Below are 18,794 nucleotides of genomic sequence, written 5' to 3'. Positions count from 1 at the left end.
GATAGGAGTGCAACAGGCCAAAATGCGATCACTTTTTGTTACGTTAATATTACTTTTTAGTTCTCTTTCATTTGCTCAAAACTCCATCAATCTAACCAGTTGGAACATAGAATGGTTATCTATAGATGGTGGAAAAGTGTCGAGAACACCACAAGATTTTGAAAAACTGACCCACTATGTGGATAAAACACAAGCCGACATTCTTGCTTTTCAAGAAGTCGAAAGCGTCGCTGCAATGCAAAAAGCTGTTGGCAATGACTTCACTATTTATCTTTCCGATCGTTCAAACGCCTCCAACCGACACCTTCAGTTTAACGACACCAACCAATACACAGGCTTTGCCGTGCGCAATGGCGTAAGCGTATTAGACAAGCCAGACTTCTCTATCACACGAGGCAACAGCAAGCTGCGCTTCGCGAGCTACCTTGTTTTAAATCCAAACCAAGAAAACGAGACTCACCTACTCTCTGTACATCTGAAAGCGGGTTGCAGTGGCGCGTATCGTAATAACCGCGATTGTAAGATAGTGAAACAACAAGGACAGGCACTAGCTAAGTGGATAAAGGCGCGCGAGGACAACAAACAACATTATGTCGTGCTTGGCGACTTTAACCACAACTTGGGTTATCAAGGAGATTGGTTATGGGACGTGATATCAGACAATACTAGTGCAAAGCTAGTGACTAAAGACACTAAAGCGGAATGTAAAGTGCGTTCTAATCGTAATCCGAATAAAACCCACCAATTCCGCTCGGTGATAGACCACATTATTGTGAGTGGTGATTTAAAGGCGTCGTCTGGTGTTCAAACCGTTTTCAAAACACAAGATGTACTCGACTATAAACTGAGTGACCATTGCCCGGTTTCTACGACACTCACTTTTTAGCGTTTAAGTACTATTTTTAACGTTGAAGTACTTTCTTTATTGACGAACCACTCTTTTAGCGGTGAATGACCCAGCCAACATTGCCGCTATAAAGAGCAGAACTTGTGTGTTGCCAGTAATAAGGCTGGCAACCGCAGGACCAGGACACACACCCAGTAAGCCCCAACCAATACCAAACAGTACAGCACCACCGACTAACTTTTTGTCTATCGCTTTAGAAGTTGGGCATACAATCTCATCACCAAACACAGATTCGCTTCTTGGCTTTATTAATAAAAGATAAGCAGGAACGAACACAACAAGTGCTCCGCCCATTACAAAGGCTAAGCTTGGATCCCATGCTCCAGTAATATCGAGAAAGCCAATCACTTTTGCCGGTTCAGCCATACCAGAGACCACCATACCAATACCAAAGAGCACACCAGAAAATGCAACAACGGACATTTGCTTAATACTTTTCATTACATGAGTTTTCATAACGGCACTATTCCTCACGATACTAGCAAGACGGTTAACATGGCTGTGGCCATAAAAGTACACGTCGCGACCACAGAACGGATTGAGAAACGCCCTATCCCACAAATACCATGGCCACTAGTACAACCATTGCCGATACGCGTACCAACACCGACTAACAAGCCAGCAACGATAACTAAAATAAGAGAACCGCTGTACTGATCTGGTACATGCCCGCCAAGAACATAAACAGCAAACAAGCCACCTAATACCATCGCAATTAAAAAAACAATTCGCCAAACGCGGTCTGCGCTCTCAACGGCACCGTTTAAGATCCCACTGATCCCAGCAGTCTTGCCAGTAAATAGCATCAGTGTTATCGCTGATACGCCAACTATTATGCCGCCCAAAAGCGACATCCAAGGAACTTCAAACATAGCATCCGCCAAACTAATTACTTACAGAAAACTTGCTTAAACGCTTCAACCAGCGGACCAACTCTTTCATCAGAAATTGAATAAAATACCTGCTGAGAAACCTTCCTAGCTTTAATGATGTCGTGCTTTCTCAATACGGTGAGATGTTGTGAAAAAGCAGATTGGCTTAATGATGAACCTTCAAACAGTTCACCGACCCCTTTCTCGCCTTCAATCAGCTTACACATCACGATTAGGCGCTCTGGATGAGCCATAATTTTAAGCAGCTCACTCGCTTCGGTCGCACTTTGTAGCATACTGTCGCCCATTCTTATGCCTCTTCATTACTACATTACATTTCATTAGATATTACTAATTAATATTATTAAGTCAATGCTAATGTAGATTAAATAACATTAGACTCAGCTAATTTATTTAAGTAAGGTGTAGGCGTTTTCGATCATTCAGCAGGAGAAATCCATGAGCAAAATCGTGATTATTGGTGGGGTTGCTGGAGGTGCATCTGCAGCAGCTCGCGCTCGTCGTTTAAGTGAAGATGCAGAAATCATTATGTTTGAACGCGGTCCATTTGTGTCATTTGCAAACTGTGGCTTACCCTATCACATTGGTGGTGATATCCAAGAGCGCAGCAAACTGCTTCTTCAAACGCCTGAGAGCTTTTTAGCGCGTTTCAATGTTGATGTCCGTGTGATGAACGAAGTGGTTTCTATTAACCGTCAAGACAAAACGGTTACGGTTAAGAATTTGCTTGATGGCTCGGAATACCAAGAGAGCTACGACTTTCTTCTACTCAGCCCTGGCGCAGGTCCAGTTGTGCCGCCTATTCCGGGTATTGATAACCCGTTAACGCACTCGCTGCGCAATATTCCAGATATGGATCGCATCATTAAAACGATCGAAACCAACAAAGTTGAACACGCTACGGTCGTTGGTGGTGGTTTTATCGGTTTGGAAATGATGGAAGCCTTCCACCAGCTAGGCATAAAAACCACATTAGTTGAAATGGCGGATCAAGTGATGACGCCCGTTGACCGTGAAATGGCTGGCTTCGCACATGCTGAAATTCGTGAGAAAGGCATCGACCTTAAACTTGGCGTCGCACTTGAGTCGGTGAAATTCGTACCTAACGAGCACGTGGCAAGTTTCGACTCTGGTGAGAGCGAAAAACACCAACATCTAGAAGGTGAATTGGAATTAACACTAAACAACGGTGAAAGACTCACCACCGATATTTTGATTATGGCAATTGGTGTTCGCCCCGAGACCAAATTAGCGAAAGAAGCTGGCTTAGAAATCGGCGCTCTTGGTGGTATTTATACCAATGAATACATGCAAACCAGCGATCCTTCGATCTACGCTGTCGGCGACGCGGTAGAAGAGAAAGACTTTGTGACTGGCGAGCAAACTCTAGTGCCACTTGCGGGCCCGGCAAACCGTCAAGGCCGAATGGCAGCAGACAACATGCTTGGCCGCCAAGAAACTTACCAAGGTACGCAAGGCACGGCGATCTGTAAGATTTTTGATTTAGCCGTCGCTTCTACTGGTAAAAACGAGAAACAGCTGAAACGTGAAAACATCGCTTATGAAAAAGTGTATGTGCATACAGCAAGTCACGCGAGTTACTACCCAGGTGCAGAAACCGTGTCATTCAAAATGCTGTTTGATCCAGTAACAGGTAAAATATTAGGTGCGCAAGCAGTAGGTAAAGACGGTGTTGATAAACGTATCGACGTAATGGCAGTTGCTCAGCGTGCTGGTATGACGGTAGAGCAACTGCAACACCTCGAGCTAACTTACGCGCCACCTTATGGCTCTGCTAAAGATGTAATTAACCAAGCGGCGTTTGTGGCAAATAACATCATCAAAGGCGATGCGACCGCAATTCATTATGATGAAATGGATTCACTGACAGAAGACCAACTGTTACTTGATGTTCGTAATCCTGGTGAATTGGAGTCCGTTGGTTATCTTGAAGGTGCAATTAATATTCCTGTCGATCAACTACGTCGTCGCATGCACGAACTTCCTAAAGACAAAGAGATCGTGATTTACTGTCAAGTTGGGTTACGCGGTAACGTAGCATACCGTCAGCTGGTCAACAATGGTTACAAAGCCCGCAACTTGATTGGTGGATACAGAACTCTCAAATTTGCTCGCTTATAACTTGATAATAAAAAAGAGAAAACCACGTGCTTGGTTTTCTCTTTTTTTGCAGGAAAGAAAGCGTAGATCATTCACCTTCAATTGCCAAACGGACTGCTGCTTGAGCATGGATAGAAGTGGTATCGAGTAGTGTAACATCGGTGTGACTTTGGTTTACAAGTAAGGCAATTTCAGTACACCCGAGAATCACAGCTTCAGCTCCCTGCTCTTTTAGTTTTTCAATAATTTGCAAGTATATCGTCCTTGACTCCTCTTTGATTTCACCTTGGCATAACTCTTTATAAATAATGTTATGTACTTTAGAGCGGTCGTCTTGATCGGGAATGATGACATCAAGCCCATAGAGGTCTGAAAGCCTTCCTTTATAAAAGTCTTGCTCCATTGTGAATTGAGTACCAAGGAGTCCGACCTTTTGAACCCCTTTCTCACGAAGTAACTCAGCAGTCGCGTCTGCGATATGTAGTATGGGGATATTAATACTGGCTTCAATTTGAGGCGCAACTTTGTGCATTGTGTTAGTACAAATAAGAATGAAGTCAGCGCCCCCTTTTTCTATTGAAGATGCAGCATCAGATAGAATGCTTGCCGTTTCTTCCCATTTACCTTGATGTTGAAGCTTCTCTATCTCTGAAAAATTCACGCTATACATACAAATTTTTGCAGAATTTAGGCCGCCTAACGCCTCTTTTACTCCTTCGTTGATCAATTTGTAATAGCTAAGCGTCGACTCCCAGCTCATACCACCTAGAAGGCCGATAGTTTTCATATAACTCTCCAATCGTTATACACCACCGTGTCAGGGGGGTTACAAACAAAATTAACCACTTAAATAAGAAGCATTCAAGCGTATTCACTATTGAGCATTGGGTAACACGAAAATAAAATCATTCCCACAGGGACCGCTACGCGATTCTCATATATCCTCGCAATATCGTTACCGCACTTCCAGAAAGTTTAACGTGCTCAGTGCTTAACAACTCTGTATGAACGACCCCACTTCTCTTAGAGGCTTGGAAGCCTTTCAGTTGCTTTTTGTTGAGCTTTTTAGCCCAGTAAACACATAAAGCGCAATGTGCAGAGCCTGTAACTGGGTCCTCGTTAACACCCACCCAAGGCGCTAAGTATCGAGAGACAAAATCGGCGTCAGTGCTTGATTGAGCAGTGATGACGACACCACGACCTTTTTGTTTAAGCAGCACACCAAAATCAGGGTCGAGCTGTTCAAGCACAAATTCATCATTAATGACGATCAACTGCTTATTATCAAACTGACCGTAGGCGACTACATTGGCGGCATCTAGCCCCAAACCATGAAGTAAGTCTTTGTTAATACTCGCTCGCATATCTAAAGTTGGAGCAGGAAACACCAAATGAATTTCTTCATGATCGAGTTGTGCGGTTAAAACCCCAGATAGCGTAACGAACTCAATCGTATCTCCAGTATTATATAACCCCTGCTCTTTCAGAACGTGCGCCGTTGCAAGTGTGCCGTGTCCACACAAAGCAACTTCCGTCCTCGGTGTAAACCAACGAAGTTGCATTGTACTGAGTGACAGAAATGCAGTTTCAGATAACGACATCTCGGCCGCGATGGCCAACATCGTTTCCTCATCAAGGCTTGACTCTGTGATACAAACACCCGCGGGATTACCTTTGAAAACCTCTGATGTAAACGAGTCAACCTGAAAAATTTTAACTTCCACGAAATATCCTTAAGTTCTATCAAACACGTAATTCTGTATCACGTGATTTTTAATATCTGTTGTTTGAGCGAAAAAACCTATGAAATTTTCTACCAACCTTATAGGTCTTGTTGGAAGCGCTAACAAACAGGAGAATGTAGTTAATTATGCAAAACGTAAAAAGCCATCATCAATGTGACTCAATTGGATATCTTATCGGAGTTTTCGGCGTTTCTTTAGTTCTAATATGGATTGGTATTTATAAATTCACACCTACAGAGGCCAAGCTTATACAACCGCTCGTTGAAAATCATTTTCTGATGAGTTGGTTGTATGATGTGATGTCAGTTCAAGCCGTATCAAACATCATTGGCGCAACAGAAATCATTGTCGCTATTGGATTAATCGTTGGCCTTAAAAACACACGAGTCGCTTATTTTTCTGGCATAGCCGCCGCAATTATTTTTCTTGCGACACTCAGCTTTCTAATTACGACACCGAATACATGGAAAGTGTCTGATGGGGTTTTGGTGACAAACTTCTTTTTAGTAAAAGATATTCTATTTTTAGCCATTGCGATTAGCGTCATCGAACGAAACAAGCCAAACAGAGAATAACTCTAAATAGTTCGAAATCTTGTTTTTCCAGAACGTAGCCTGAAAGGTGCAAACGACTTACAAGTCGAATGGTTCTGTCAATAACTCTAAATAAAGGCTCTTAAATTTAGAATGTTTAAGAGTCTTTGCCTCTTAATTATGCGAAACAACATCCTAGCGTAAAGTGAAAAGAAAAGCCTTTCACTCTACTGCTAAGGTTTATTGATACTTTGCCGAAGTAATGAACTCACCGAATGTCTCGCACCATACAACAACCGTATTGTATTCAGAAATTGAAGTGCTTTGAGGAACCTCAACAACGAAGTTATCGAACGTTTTGACATCACCAATTAAGCTCATCTCAGATTTAAGGTCATTAAACTCTTGTTCCGTTTCGACAAACTTAGGAGATAGATAGAGTTTATAGTCTGGTCCGGGAGCGAGTTTTCCTACCAACGTAATGACTTCAGAACTCAAATGAATCTCTCCCTCTCCCCAATGAAAAGCATCGCTACCTTTGAGTTCCCTCTTAAACACTGCGCTGTATTCTGCACCTTGCTTACTCTTAGCAACTTGCTCATCGGTCGGCGCAGGTGGTGCAATAAGGATCGGTAAAGTATAGATACCTATCGCAATGCCAATAGAAACTGCCACTAAGTGACTGATTGTTAATTTAATTATATTTTTCAAGGTCATAAGCATCTTCTTATTAGTTTTACTACTTGAATTTAGATTCAAATCGGCCTTATCTGTCTATTATCGAGCAGCATAATGTCATTAACATTATACACAAGCTATGCGCACTAAATGCAGACTGAGCGCAATTAAAAACGGCTGATAATTAATATCAGCCGTTTGCTTATCGGAAATGTCGTTGTGCCGGTTTGGTCACTATTCCGCTTCCACCAAAGCGATCTTATCGGATATCGATTTTTCCAATTTTATCGCAATAAACTTAGAGGTTGGCGTAAACGTTCTATCCCCATAACTGTCCAAAGGAACTAATGGGTTTGTTTCTGGATAGTAAGCCGCCGCCTGACCTGCTGGTACATCATAGGCAACAAGCGTAAATCCGCTCACACGGCGCTCAACGCCATCTTCCCACAATGACACCATGTCCACTTTGTCTCCCGGTTCAAAACCGAGTTTACGAATATCCTCTTCATTGATAAACAGCACTTCGCGCATACCAAATACTCCACGATAACGGTCATTCAAGCCGTAAAGTGTCGTATTGTATTGGTCGTGTGAGCGCATGGTTTGCAAGATCAAATCTGGCTTTTGGCCTTTTTCGAGTATCGCTTCGCTGATCAACTGCTTCGGCAACTCGCTAGAGCTGAACTGTGCTTTGCCGCTTGGTGTATTCCATCGACGCTCGGCAGCTGGGTTTACCAAGTGGAATCCACCCGGGTGTTTAAGCTTATGGTTAAAGTCGGTAAAGCCCGGAATCGTGTCGGCAATCAAATCGCGAATACGGTCGTAATCTTCAATCGCCCACAACCAATCAATTGGTTTTGCCCCGAGTGTAGCATTGGCAATACCGGCAATAATCGCTGGTTCTGAACGCAAATGCTCCGAACGCGGTTTTAGCTGACCAAATGAGATATGTACCATGCTGAAGGTATCTTCAACCGTCACGCCTTGTGGGCCAGTCGCTTGCTGATCAATCTCAGTACGGCCTAAGCATGGAAGAATAAGCGCATCTTTACCTGTGACAAGGTGAGAACGATTTAACTTCGTCGAAATGTGTACGGTTAAATTACAGTTTCGCATCGCGTTGTGCGTACGTTCTGTGTCTGGCGTTGCTTGTGCAAAGTTACCGCCCAAACCGATAAATACTTTCGCTTGCCCTTCTTCCATCGCTTTAATGGCTTGCACAGTGTTGTGGCCTTCACCACGCGGGACGGCAAAGTTAAATCGACTTTCAATGCGATCCAACAACAGATCTGAAGGTTTTTCATCAATGCCCATCGTACGGTCGCCCTGAACGTTACTGTGACCACGCACTGGTGAAAGCCCCGCTCCCGACTTACCAACGTTACCTCGTAACATTTGCACGTTTGCGACTTCTTTAATGGTTGGCACAGAGTGACGATGCTGAGTCAACCCCATCGCCCAACACATGATCACACGTTCTGCACGTCGATACATGCTCGCCACCATCTCGATTTCACTTAAATCAAGACCCGATTGTTCCGCGATGTGTTCCCAAGAGGTTGCGTCCACTTCAGCCAAATACTCATCAATACCTGTTGTGTGTTGCTTGATGAATTCACGATCAAATACCGCTTTGCCACCGTTTTGCAATGCCTCGCGTTCCCATTGCAACAAGAATTTCGCGATGCCACGAAATACAGCCATGTCTCCGCCCAAAGCAGGACGCAGGTACGCCGTGTTTGTAGGCTCTGAGCCGTTACTCAACATCTCAATCGGCATTTGTGGGTTTTGGAAACGCTCTAATCCGCGCTCTTTGAGCGGGTTTAGACAGATAACCTGTGCACCACGTTTTACCGCTTCACGCAGAGGTTCAAGCATTCGTGGGTGGTTCGTACCCGGGTTTTGACCAATCACGAAAATCGCATCAGCTTCTTCAAAATCATCAAAGATCACTGTGCCTTTACCAACGCCAATGGTGTCTTTCATCCCTATTGCACTGGCTTCGTGACACATGTTGGAACAATCTGGAAAGTTATTGGTACCGAATGCGCGCACAAATAGCTGATACAAAAACGCCGCTTCGTTGCTTGCACGACCAGAGGTATAAAACTCAGCTTGGTGTGGTGAATCCAATTGATTGAGATGTTTCGCGACAAGTGCAAAAGCCTCATCCCAAGAGACAGGCACATAGTGGTCGGACTCGGCATCGTATCGCATTGGGTGCGTGATACGGCCTTGGTATTCCAACCAGTAATCGGTTTGCGTTGAGAGAGAAGAAACGCTGTGATTGGCAAAAAACTCAGGATCAACCAGACGATTGGTCGCCTCCCAGTTTACCGCTTTCGCGCCATTCTCACAGAAATTGACTTTACCGCTATCTGGCGACTCACCCCATGCACATCCCGGGCAGTCGAAACCGCCATTTTGGTTGGTTTTGAGCATAGTGCGAATGTTTTTAACTGCATTTTCACTGCCCCACCAACTTCTGGTTACGGCTTTCAGTGCACCCCAACCACCAGCTGGACCTTTGTATGTTTTTATTTGTTCTTTTTGGCTCACGACTTTACTCCTCGCAGATATACCAGCAAGCAGGGTGCCCGTGAAAACAAGCGCGTTATTTATTGAGATAATGCGGAAGTATTGAAGGGCTTAGTTTCTAATCCATGTATTTTTTAATCCAAATAAGTAACCACTCAACATGCTCTCGCTTGTCCGAGCGTTTACTTATCTAGATTCTTGATATCGGATACCCGCCTACTGTTTCTAAGACTGGTAGATTCAATTCGCATTGTTGCGTCTTGATCTAAATCAAAGATTAAGTCGTTATTCAATATGCGTCCAATTGATAATCCTGACCGAGTGATAAACAAAATCTATGACGAATTTTTCCACTGACGGTCATCACATTTTTAATCAATACAATTTATGAGGTTAATCGTTTTCCCATCCGATTCCACCTAGCTCGCTTAACAAACTCAATAAAATCGGCACTCTTGATAATAGATAATATCTATCACACTATAGATACTTTAAATTTGACCCTAATTAATATCAGGAATAGCCTTGATTCAGATCAATTTTGAGTGTGGTTTTATTCTTGACTTGGTTTTGGTTTTCCATTCCCCAGTTAAAACGCTCCAGCGCTTAAAAAGTACGGTAGTGCTGTGCCCTTTTTAGGGAGTTCTCCCGTACATGTGACTCACAACGCAAGGTTAACAAGCCATTATGGATATCAAACAACTTAAATATCTCATCGCACTTGAACAGACCAAACACTTTGGTCAAGCCGCCGCATTGTGCCACATTACGCAGCCTACCTTGTCCATGAGAATCCGAAGCTTAGAGGAAGAACTCGATCTCGAATTAATCCAAAGAAGTCAACGATTTGAAGGGTTTACTGAAGCAGGAGAACGCATTTTAGCTTGGGCAAAAACCGTCTTAGCAGCTCATGATGGATTGCAAGCTGAAGCCGCCAACTGCCGTGGTCAGTTGGTCGGCTCTCTTCGGCTTGGAATGGTGCCACTCGCCAGCCAAAACCCGATGCAATTGCTCAAACCATTAGCTCACCAGTTCCCTGAGTTACGCTTTCAAATACTCTCCATGACGACCGAACAGATCATAGACCAACTCAATCGCAATCAACTAGATTTGGGGATGTGTTATGTCGATCAAGTTAACACCGCTTACTTCGATGTTATCGAGCTCGACTCGACAAAACTTGGCGTATTATTCGATGAGCGTCATTTCGATTTTGCCGAATCTGAAGTGTTGTGGGAGTCACTCAATAACATTCCGCTAGGGCTGCTTTCGAAGGGTATGCACTATCGCCACTCAATTGATCTTAGCTTTGTGAGTAAAGGGCTGGTTCCGCAAACCGTCATTGAAAGTAACTCCACCTTTCACTTGATCCAAGCAGTAACCAGTGGCCTTTGTTGCGCTATTATGCCGCTAAACTGTGGATTGGAAGAGTTGAACGATACGCTTCGCATTATCCCTATCGAAGAAGCCGCCGTTCACGCCCCGCTAGGTTTGTTAAAGCGAAAACAAGAACCCTTCTCCGCGCTAACCGATCAGTGCTTCGCAGAAGCGAAAAACATATTCAATCGATAACAACAACCCACACGTCAATTTTTGGCATACATAACGGCTTATGAGGTGATTTCATGAGATGTACTACTCAATCTTATTTTGAACTGTCCGATTTCAATCAAGCACCACCTCAACCAAGTGCGTTCAATTACCGAGAATTGATTGATGGCCGCCCAGTGCAACAAATGTCGCTGGCGAGTGAATCCGCCTTAGCTATCAGCTACAACGGCATTAGCCAAGCGGTCATGATGGTGACGCCAGGCCATCTGGAAGACTTCGTGAAAGGATTTAGCCTAAGCACAGGCATCGTCCACGACTTCAAAGAGATCAAAGACATTGAAGTTGGTGGCGATCACGAATCTCACTATGCGGAAGTGGAAATCAGCAACCGCGCTTTCTGGGCTTTAAAAACACAACGCCGGAATCTTGCCGGCACAACCGGATGCGGCATTTGTGGTGTCGAGGCTCTGGAACAAGCTTTGCCTGATTTAGCACCGCTAACACCGTCTCTTCCTCCGCGCTCCGATGTATTTGAAGGGCTGCGAGACAAAGTCGCACTGCATCAAGAAGCCGCACGTGAATCTGGCGCGTTACACGCCGCCTTATTTGCAGATTTACAAGGCAACATCAAGTTGTGCCGAGAGGATATCGGCCGCCACAACGCGCTAGATAAGTTGATTGGCGCATTTGCCAACAATCACATCGAACCTCAAAGTGGCTTCGCTATCATGACAAGCCGTTGCAGCTTGGAGTTGATCCACAAAGCCGTTCGCGCGCGTATCCCCACTCTGGTTTGCTTATCTGCACCTACAGCGTTAACCGTCGAATGGGCAAGAAGAAACCATTTGAACCTAATTCACTTACCAAAACACGGCTCGCCGCGTCTATACAGCCCTGCGCCTTAACACGTCAACCTAGCCGAATTCCTAATATTTCTAACAGAGACCTCTGGGTCTCTGTTGTTTGTTTCTCATTCGCGATTGATAGCTAGCAACGAGACACTATTCTTCCAACCAAACGTACTCACCCCTTGTCAGCACTAAGCTTACGCATATTAACCTGCTTGCATTTGAACGCTTTCCAATCCGATAAGAAACCAGTCAAAAACCCATAAATTAGTAAGGATTTTGTGTGACTCTTTTCACGCTTTTCCGCCTTCCTAGGCATTTCTAGGAATTTTTCCTAGCCGATCTAGGCAACCATCTCATGTGCCTCACAAAACCACTCTCTAGAATTCCGCTCAGTCAAAGGTAACAAGAGCGCATAACGGTCTCCGTTGTGTTTCTAAAACAATTACAAGAGAGTTCATCATGTTAAAATTCCTCGAACAGGTGCGGAAGCCGACCCTCGATCTTCCTGTCGAAGTTAGAAGAAAGATGTGGTTTAAACCGTTCATCCAATCTTACTTGGTCGTATTTATCGGCTACCTAACCATGTACTTGATTCGTAAGAACTTCAATGTCGCGCAAAACGACATGATCTCAACTTACGGTTTGAGCATGACAGACCTAGGTCTTATTGGCCTTGGCTTCTCCATCACATACGGCATCGGTAAAACCGTTGTGTCTTACTACGCTGACGGTAAGAACACCAAGCAATTCCTCCCTTTTATGCTGATCCTTTCAGGTCTTGCAATGCTTGGTTTCAGCTTCAGCATGGGCGGCGGTAGCGCAAGCCTGTTCTTGATGGTGGCTTTCTACGCTCTAAGTGGTTTCTTCCAAAGTACTGGTGGCCCTTCTAGTTACTCAACCATTACAAAATGGACACCTCGTAACAAACGCGGCTCTTACTTAGGCTTGTGGAACATGTCACACAACGTTGGTGGTGCGGGCGCAGCGGGTGTTGCTCTTTTCGGTGCCAACTACCTATTCGACGGCCACGTAATCGGCATGTTCGTGTTCCCTTCTATCATCGCGATCATCGTTGGCTTCATCGGTATGCGCTTTGGTAGCGACTCTCCAGAAGCTTACGGTCTAGGTAAAGTAGAAGAACTTTTCGATGAAGCAGTGAGTGAAGAAGACACCGCCGCTGAAGAAAACCAGATGACCAAAAAAGAAATCTTTGTTGAATACGTTCTTAAAAACAAAGTTATCTGGCTACTTTGCTTTGCCAACATCTTCCTTTACATCGTTCGTATCGGTATCGACCAATGGTCAACGGTATACGCGTACCAAGAACTTGGTCTGTCAAAAGAAACGGCAATCTCTGGCTTTACTCTATTCGAAGTCGGTGCGCTTGTGGGTACTTTGATGTGGGGTTACTTATCTGACTTAGCAAACGGTCGCCGCGCATTGGTTGCTTGTGTGTCTCTTGGTTTGATCATCGTATCGCTTGAGTTCTACCAACACGCCACTAGCGAGTTCATGTACTTGGCCTCACTATTTGTATTGGGCTTCTTGGTGTTTGGTCCGCAACTTCTTATCGGTGTTGCCGCGGTTGGTTTTGTCCCTAAAAAAGCAATCAGTGTGGCTGACGGCGTAAAAGGTACATTCGCTTACCTAATCGGTGACAGCTTCGCGAAACTTGGTCTCGGTATGATTGCAGACGGTACACCTATCTTCGGCTTAACAGGTTGGAAAGGTACCTTCGCAGCTCTAGATACCTCCGCCATGATTTGTATTGTTTTGCTTGCTTTCGTCGCTATCGCGGAAGAGAAGAAGATTCGACACGCGAAGAAGCTTCAACTTGCACAAAACCAAGCCTAACTTCTCTGCGCGCTTTACTTCGGTAAAGCGCGCAAGATCATTAAAAAGCATGGCTCAATTCAGTATCATTAAAGGTTTTTCTATTGGCTCCTGTTGGAGCTTATTGTTGTTAGTCGTCTGCTCTATTTGGTTGTAATAATGATTCATGTTGCTCTAGTTGATGATCACGTCATCGTGCGTTCAGGTTTCGCACAATTATTAAATTTAGAAAGTGATGTTACCGTTGTTGGTGAGTTCGGCTCTGTCGCCGAAGCGCGAAAAGGGTTGCCTGCGGTACACCCACACGTCGTCATCCTAGATATTTCCATGCCAGATGAAAGCGGCTTAAACTTTCTCAGCGAAATACCAACTGGCATTGCCTGCGTGATGCTTAGCGTGCATGACTCCCCTGCGATGGTGGAAAAATCACTAAAGTTAGGTGCAAAAGGCTATCTTAGTAAACGCTGTAGCCCAGACGAACTTATTCAAGCCGTGAGAACCAGTGCTTCTGGCGGCTGTTACCTCACATCAGATATTGCACTTAAACTTGCAACGCCTAGCGACAACACCACCTCTCTATGCCAACTGACAAAACGTGAAAACGAGGTATGTCAGCTACTTGCCACTGGGTTGGATGTAAAGTCTGTCGCGGCAGAGCTTGGCTTGAGCCACAAGACTGTGCATGTTCATCGTGCGAATGCCATCGACAAACTCGGCGTGAAAAACAACGTTGAGCTCGCCAAACTATTTTCTCAAGAGTCCTTTTAATGCGAGCTTATGCTGTTACCACCATTTGCGGACTTTTTGTTATGGCTTGCGCCTGGTTCTGCTTATGGGTGATTGCCTATTACTTTGTCAATGATCCCGAGCTGGCGATCTTATTGTTTCCTTTCGCTTTACGATTAGGTGTCGCCCTTCACACTCGCACCGCTTATTGGCCGACGATTTACCTTTCGGAGTGGGGACTTTCCATCGCACTTGCGATCTTACTGGGTCAACCGCAGTGGCTTACCGTGCTGATTGCGAGCATTGCCAGTATCCCGGTCACTCTGATTGCGAAAAAATACTACTACGGAGACCAAAACCGCCATTTAGCCGTGATGAGCGCAGTCATTATCATTAGCGCGTTTATTAATGTGATCGCCGTTGGTTTTCACGTTCCTTCGGTTTACATGGTATGGCTGGCTAGCATTTCTGGAGGCTTGCTCGTGGTTCCTATGTGCTACTTGTTATGGAGTTATTTGTTCCAAAGTCGTTGGTCTCCGCTTAGCTCTCTCCTACTTAGCAATGCCGTTGTATTTCAGGTGCGTCATATCGTGCTTTATGCACTGCTTTTGATCGGCAGTATTTTGGTGCAAACCAGTTTGCCTGAAGAGCTAAAACGATTTGCGCCGTTTTGTATGGCGATTCCAATCATCGTGCTTGCTCTGCGTTACGGCTGGCAAGGTGCCCTACTCGCCACCATGCTCAACAGCATTGCGCTGATTGCGGCTCGCAGCGGCGTATCAAATCTAGAAATCACCGATTTGTTATTATCTCTCTCGGCGCAAACCATCACCGGCATTATGCTCGGCTTAGGGGTTCAGAAACAAAAAGACCTCAATCACAAACTGCGCGGCGAACTTGCACGCAATCAGAATTTGTCTCGCCAGCTTATCAAAGCGGAAGAATCGGTAAGACGCGATATTGCGCGCGAGCTACATGACGAAATTGGACAGAACATCACGGCGATCCGCACACAAGCCAACATCATTAAGCGGGTAAATAACGCCGAAACAAGCGTGGGTTGCGCCGACATGATCGAAGGGCTTTCCCTCAACGTGTACGACACCACTAAGCGACTGTTAAGCAAGCTAAGACCAAAAATGCTGGATGATTTGGACTTAAAAGAATCCGTCGAGCAACTGACGCGAGAGATGGAATTCGCCAATCACGGAACAACTGTTCAACTGAACTGGCAAGGCGATTACACCAGCCTGAGTGACACACTCAAAGTAACCCTATTCCGTTTATGCCAAGAGTCATTAAATAACGCAGCCAAGTACGCAGAAGCGCAGTTGATCAATATTGAACTGACAATTGGAGAAGCTGCGGTGTCACTGATGATTCACGATGATGGTGTCGGATTCAAAGTTCAGGACAGCATGAAAGGCATGGGCGTTCGCGGCATGCAAGAACGTGTGCACGCGTTAGGTGGAAAAATGGTTATCTACTCCACCAGCGATCAAGTGATCGGCACACAAATCAGCATTACTTTACCTAAGGTGTAACTCAAGATGTTTGGATTTTTACGTTCACCTAAATTTACTCAACCGAGCCTGAGCAACGAGCAAATCGACCAGCGTTACCACCATTGGCGTTTGCACATTATGTTGGGGATGTACATCGGCTACGCAGGTTTCTACTTTACCCGTAAGACCTTTAACTACGCCGCACCAGCGATGATTACCGATCTTGGCTTAGATAAAGGCGATTTGGGTCTTATCGGTACACTTTTCTACATTACTTACGGCTGTTCGAAGTTTATTTCTGGCACGATTTCGGATCGCTCTAACCCTCGTTATTTCATGGGATTAGGATTGATTGCGACAGGTCTGGTCAATATCGCGTTCGGTTTTTCTAGCTCACTCGCGGCTTTCATTACTCTGTGGATCTTAAACGCCTGGTTCCAAGGCTGGGGCTGGCCTTCATGCTCCAAGCTGTTAACCACTTGGTATTCACGCTCCGAGCGTGGCTTCTTATGGGCCATTTGGAACACCGCACACAACGTTGGTGGCGCGCTGATCCCTATTTTGGTGGGCTATTTAACGTTGCACTACAGCTGGCGTGAAGGCTTTATTCTACCCGGCATCATCGGCGTATTACTCGGTCTATTCGTTTGTTGGCGATTGCGCGACAAACCCACAACAATGGGTTTACCAAGTGTCGGCCAATGGCGCAACGACGCACTAGAACTTGCGCAGGAAAATTACGGACGTGGCCTCACCTACCGAGAAATTCTGAAATCGTACGTATTTAACAACAAATACATCTGGCTGCTCGCGTTCAGTTATGTGTTGGTTTACATCGTCCGAACCGCAATCAATGACTGGGGAAACCTGTACTTGACCGAGCAGCATCACTATAGCCTGATTAATGCCAACGCTGCTCTGTCTATGTTTGAAATCGGCGGTTTTGTTGGTTCATTGGTTGCGGGTTGGGGCTCAGACAAACTCTTTGGCGGTAACCGTGGGCCAATGAACTTGCTGTTCGCGATTGGGATTTTCTTATCTGTCTCCGCGCTTTGGCTAATGCCTCTGACCAACTTTGCATTCCAAGCAGCGGGATTGTTCTCCATCGGCTTCTTTGTCTTTGGACCACAAATGCTGATCGGTATGGCGGCGGCGGAGTGCTCTCACAAAGACTCTGCCGGCGCGGCAACAGGATTCGTGGGCTTGTTCGCCTACATGGGCGCAGCATTGTCTGGTTATCCACTGGCGTTAATTCTTGAAGAATATCATTGGACGGGTTTCTTCATCACCATTTCAGTTTGTGCAGCCGTCATTGGCCTTTTGTTGCTGCCATTTTTGCAAGCGCAACCATCACGAAAACCACTCGAACCAAAACCTCGGTTGTAAATCGACTTATCGCCCTTCGGGCAAATTGGCGAGTGACCTAACCGCGCTCGCCCACCTTATTTAACGTATCTCTGCTCAATTTTTCTTCCGATTCAGTTCGGAGGGTTAACTATGGGAAAAATTCATGAATTTGAACACTATTTCATCGCATAGCTTCTTTCAAATGAACAACAAAATCCAAAACTACGCTTGGGGAAGCACCTCTTCTATTCACGATTTGTTTGGCTTTTCTAACGAAACGAATGAGCCTCAAGCAGAAGTATGGATGGGTACTCACCCAAACGGCTGCTCTGAAGTTCAGATTGAGCAAAACACGCTGCCTTTGTCTGAACTGATCAAACAAAACCAACCCGCTTACTTATCAGCAGAAACCGCAGCGAAATTTGGCGACCTGCCCTTTCTGTTTAAGATCTTAGCGGCCGAACATGCACTGTCGATTCAAGTTCACCCAAGCAAACAAGATGCCGAAATAGGCTTCGAAAAAGAACAAAGTGCCGGGATCCCACTAAACGCAAGCCATCGTAACTACAAGGATCCAAACCACAAACCTGAGTTGGTGTACGCGCTGACAAGTTACCAAGCCATGAACGGTTTTCGCTCGTATGCCGAGATTATTGAGGCATTTAGCCTTTGCGATATCGATGAGCTACGCGCGCCTCTTGACACATTCAAACGCGAAATCAACTCACAAGGTTTACGCGATTTCTTTGTGCACATTCTTACCATGGAAGGAGAAACAAAAGAGCGAGCACTGAAACAGCTTCTTGCCCACGCTTCACGTCAATCGGAACAAGGCACTGACAGCGACGTTTACCAGCTCATCTTGGATCTATCCACTCAATACCCTGGCGATGTCGGCTTGTTTTCGCCATTACTGTTGAATGTCATCACGCTGCAACCTGGCGAAGCGATGTTCCTGAGCGCAAGAACGCCACACGCTTACATTAAAGGTACGGGATTAGAGATCATGGCGAACTCAGATAACGTTTTGCGTGCAGGACTCACGCCGAAACATATGGATGTTGAAGAACTGGTTAAATGCACAGATTTTGTGCCTAAGCCGTTTAACAGCCTTGTTCTTAAACCCAATGCCAATGGTTGCCAAAGCCTTTATCCGGTCCCAGTGGCAGACTTTAGTTTCAGCATTCTTAACCAACCGAACAATGAAGTGGTTGATGCCAATAGCGCAGAGATTTTGATGGCGATTGATGCCGACCTGACACTCATCAGTGATAACGGTGAGACGTTAACCGCCGCGAAGGGACAATCTGTATTTGTTCCTGCTTACGTTGGCCATTACCGTATTCAAAGTGCGGGACGTGTGGCTCGCGCCTTCAACTAGTTTTTGAACAACCGATTCAAACTAACGTCTGACCCAAGGGACTGGGTTAGACAATTTATTCCTTTCATAGATTGAACCATTCCGCTTTTAAGGCGCTCATGCTTACACCTTGCCGAATCCAAACACCTACAGGCCAGTTTCTCTAAAAGCCATAACCTCCCGGATCTGCCATTTACTGCAACATT

General features: G+C 45.3%; 17 protein-coding genes. 10 read left to right on the top strand and 7 right to left on the bottom strand.

Features of this window, described 5'->3' with window-relative positions; genetic code table 11:
- Nucleotides 1-22 precede the first annotated feature (22 nt).
- Nucleotides 23-886 (top strand): endonuclease/exonuclease/phosphatase family protein, encoded by an 864-nt coding sequence (locus R7O12_RS02825; RefSeq protein ID WP_064369248.1) that lies wholly within the window; start codon nt 23-25, stop codon nt 884-886.
- A 36-nt stretch (nt 887-922) separates the two neighbouring features.
- Here R7O12_RS02825 and R7O12_RS02820 read toward each other — a convergent pair whose 3' ends face one another.
- Genes R7O12_RS02820 through R7O12_RS02810 form a run of 3 tightly spaced genes read right to left on the bottom strand, consistent with a single transcriptional unit; the run spans nt 923 to nt 2,087 of the window.
- Nucleotides 923-1,363, bottom strand: coding sequence for a YeeE/YedE family protein (locus R7O12_RS02820; RefSeq protein ID WP_318125604.1), 441 nt, complete (start codon nt 1,361-1,363; stop codon nt 923-925).
- Between the two features lie 14 nt (nt 1,364-1,377).
- Nucleotides 1,378-1,791 (bottom strand): YeeE/YedE family protein, encoded by a 414-nt coding sequence (locus R7O12_RS02815; RefSeq protein ID WP_254901900.1) that lies wholly within the window; start codon nt 1,789-1,791, stop codon nt 1,378-1,380.
- Between the two features lie 5 nt (nt 1,792-1,796).
- Entirely contained in the window at nt 1,797-2,087 is a 291-nt protein-coding gene (locus tag R7O12_RS02810; protein WP_005376206.1) for an ArsR/SmtB family transcription factor, read from the bottom strand.
- A gap of 151 nt (nt 2,088-2,238) precedes the next feature.
- Here R7O12_RS02810 and R7O12_RS02805 point away from each other — a divergent pair, with 151 nt between their 5' ends.
- Complete coding sequence (locus tag R7O12_RS02805) at nt 2,239-3,942, top strand: FAD-dependent oxidoreductase (RefSeq protein ID WP_104976080.1); 1,704 nt, start codon at nt 2,239-2,241, stop codon at nt 3,940-3,942.
- Between the two features lie 67 nt (nt 3,943-4,009).
- Here the strand turns inward: R7O12_RS02805 and R7O12_RS02800 are convergent, their stop codons facing one another.
- Together R7O12_RS02800 and R7O12_RS02795 are read right to left on the bottom strand one after the other, a co-directional pair.
- On the bottom strand, nt 4,010-4,708 hold the full coding sequence (locus tag R7O12_RS02800) for an aspartate/glutamate racemase family protein (RefSeq protein ID WP_176311566.1): 699 nt from the start codon (nt 4,706-4,708) through the stop codon (nt 4,010-4,012).
- A 136-nt stretch (nt 4,709-4,844) separates the two neighbouring features.
- Nucleotides 4,845-5,645 carry a PhzF family phenazine biosynthesis protein gene (locus tag R7O12_RS02795; protein ID WP_176311567.1) on the bottom strand — a complete coding sequence of 267 codons (801 nt, stop codon included), beginning with the start codon at nt 5,643-5,645 and terminating at the stop codon, nt 4,845-4,847.
- A 146-nt stretch (nt 5,646-5,791) separates the two neighbouring features.
- On the opposite strand from R7O12_RS02795, the gene R7O12_RS02790 reads away from it, so the two are divergent.
- Nucleotides 5,792-6,241 carry a YkgB family protein gene (locus tag R7O12_RS02790; RefSeq protein ID WP_005376100.1) on the top strand — a complete coding sequence of 150 codons (450 nt, stop codon included), beginning with the start codon at nt 5,792-5,794 and terminating at the stop codon, nt 6,239-6,241.
- 198 nt (nt 6,242-6,439) lie between these two features.
- Here the strand turns inward: R7O12_RS02790 and R7O12_RS02785 are convergent, their stop codons facing one another.
- Nucleotides 6,440-6,916 (bottom strand): DM13 domain-containing protein, encoded by a 477-nt coding sequence (locus R7O12_RS02785; RefSeq protein WP_005376099.1) that lies wholly within the window; start codon nt 6,914-6,916, stop codon nt 6,440-6,442.
- Between the two features lie 195 nt (nt 6,917-7,111).
- Nucleotides 7,112-9,436 carry an FdhF/YdeP family oxidoreductase gene (locus R7O12_RS02780; RefSeq protein WP_213907656.1) on the bottom strand — a complete coding sequence of 775 codons (2,325 nt, stop codon included), beginning with the start codon at nt 9,434-9,436 and terminating at the stop codon, nt 7,112-7,114.
- A gap of 666 nt (nt 9,437-10,102) precedes the next feature.
- On the opposite strand from R7O12_RS02780, the gene R7O12_RS02775 reads away from it, so the two are divergent.
- The 7 genes from R7O12_RS02775 to manA all read left to right on the top strand — a co-directional run bounded on the left by R7O12_RS02775 (nt 10,103) and on the right by manA (nt 18,609).
- Entirely contained in the window at nt 10,103-10,987 is an 885-nt protein-coding gene (locus R7O12_RS02775) for a LysR family transcriptional regulator (protein WP_005376096.1), read from the top strand.
- A 53-nt stretch (nt 10,988-11,040) separates the two neighbouring features.
- Nucleotides 11,041-11,871, top strand: a complete 831-nt coding sequence (gene fdhD / locus R7O12_RS02770; protein ID WP_213907655.1) for a formate dehydrogenase accessory sulfurtransferase FdhD — start codon at nt 11,041-11,043, stop codon at nt 11,869-11,871.
- 405 nt (nt 11,872-12,276) lie between these two features.
- Nucleotides 12,277-13,671 (top strand): hexose-6-phosphate:phosphate antiporter, encoded by a 1,395-nt coding sequence (gene uhpT / locus R7O12_RS02765; RefSeq protein WP_021707729.1) that lies wholly within the window; start codon nt 12,277-12,279, stop codon nt 13,669-13,671.
- Nucleotides 13,672-13,809: 138 nt separating this feature from the next.
- Nucleotides 13,810-14,418, top strand: a complete 609-nt coding sequence (uhpA, locus tag R7O12_RS02760) for a transcriptional regulator UhpA (protein WP_213907654.1) — start codon at nt 13,810-13,812, stop codon at nt 14,416-14,418.
- Entirely contained in the window at nt 14,418-15,920 is a 1,503-nt protein-coding gene (gene uhpB, locus R7O12_RS02755) for a signal transduction histidine-protein kinase/phosphatase UhpB (protein ID WP_213907653.1), read from the top strand. Before uhpA ends, uhpB begins: the two co-directional genes overlap by 1 nt.
- Before the next feature lie 6 nt (nt 15,921-15,926).
- Nucleotides 15,927-17,267, top strand: coding sequence for an MFS transporter (locus R7O12_RS02750; RefSeq protein WP_005376086.1), 1,341 nt, complete (start codon nt 15,927-15,929; stop codon nt 17,265-17,267).
- 124 nt (nt 17,268-17,391) lie between these two features.
- A complete protein-coding gene (gene manA / locus R7O12_RS02745; RefSeq protein WP_176311570.1) occupies nt 17,392-18,609 on the top strand; it encodes a mannose-6-phosphate isomerase, class I in 1,218 nt (405 codons plus the stop codon).
- The last annotated feature ends 185 nt before the right edge of the window (nt 18,610-18,794 follow it).

The sequence above is a fragment of the Vibrio sp. Vb1574 genome, from assembly GCF_033338675.1.
The sequence above is the reverse complement of the archived record's forward strand: the minus strand, read 5'-3'. Positions and strand labels throughout refer to the sequence as shown.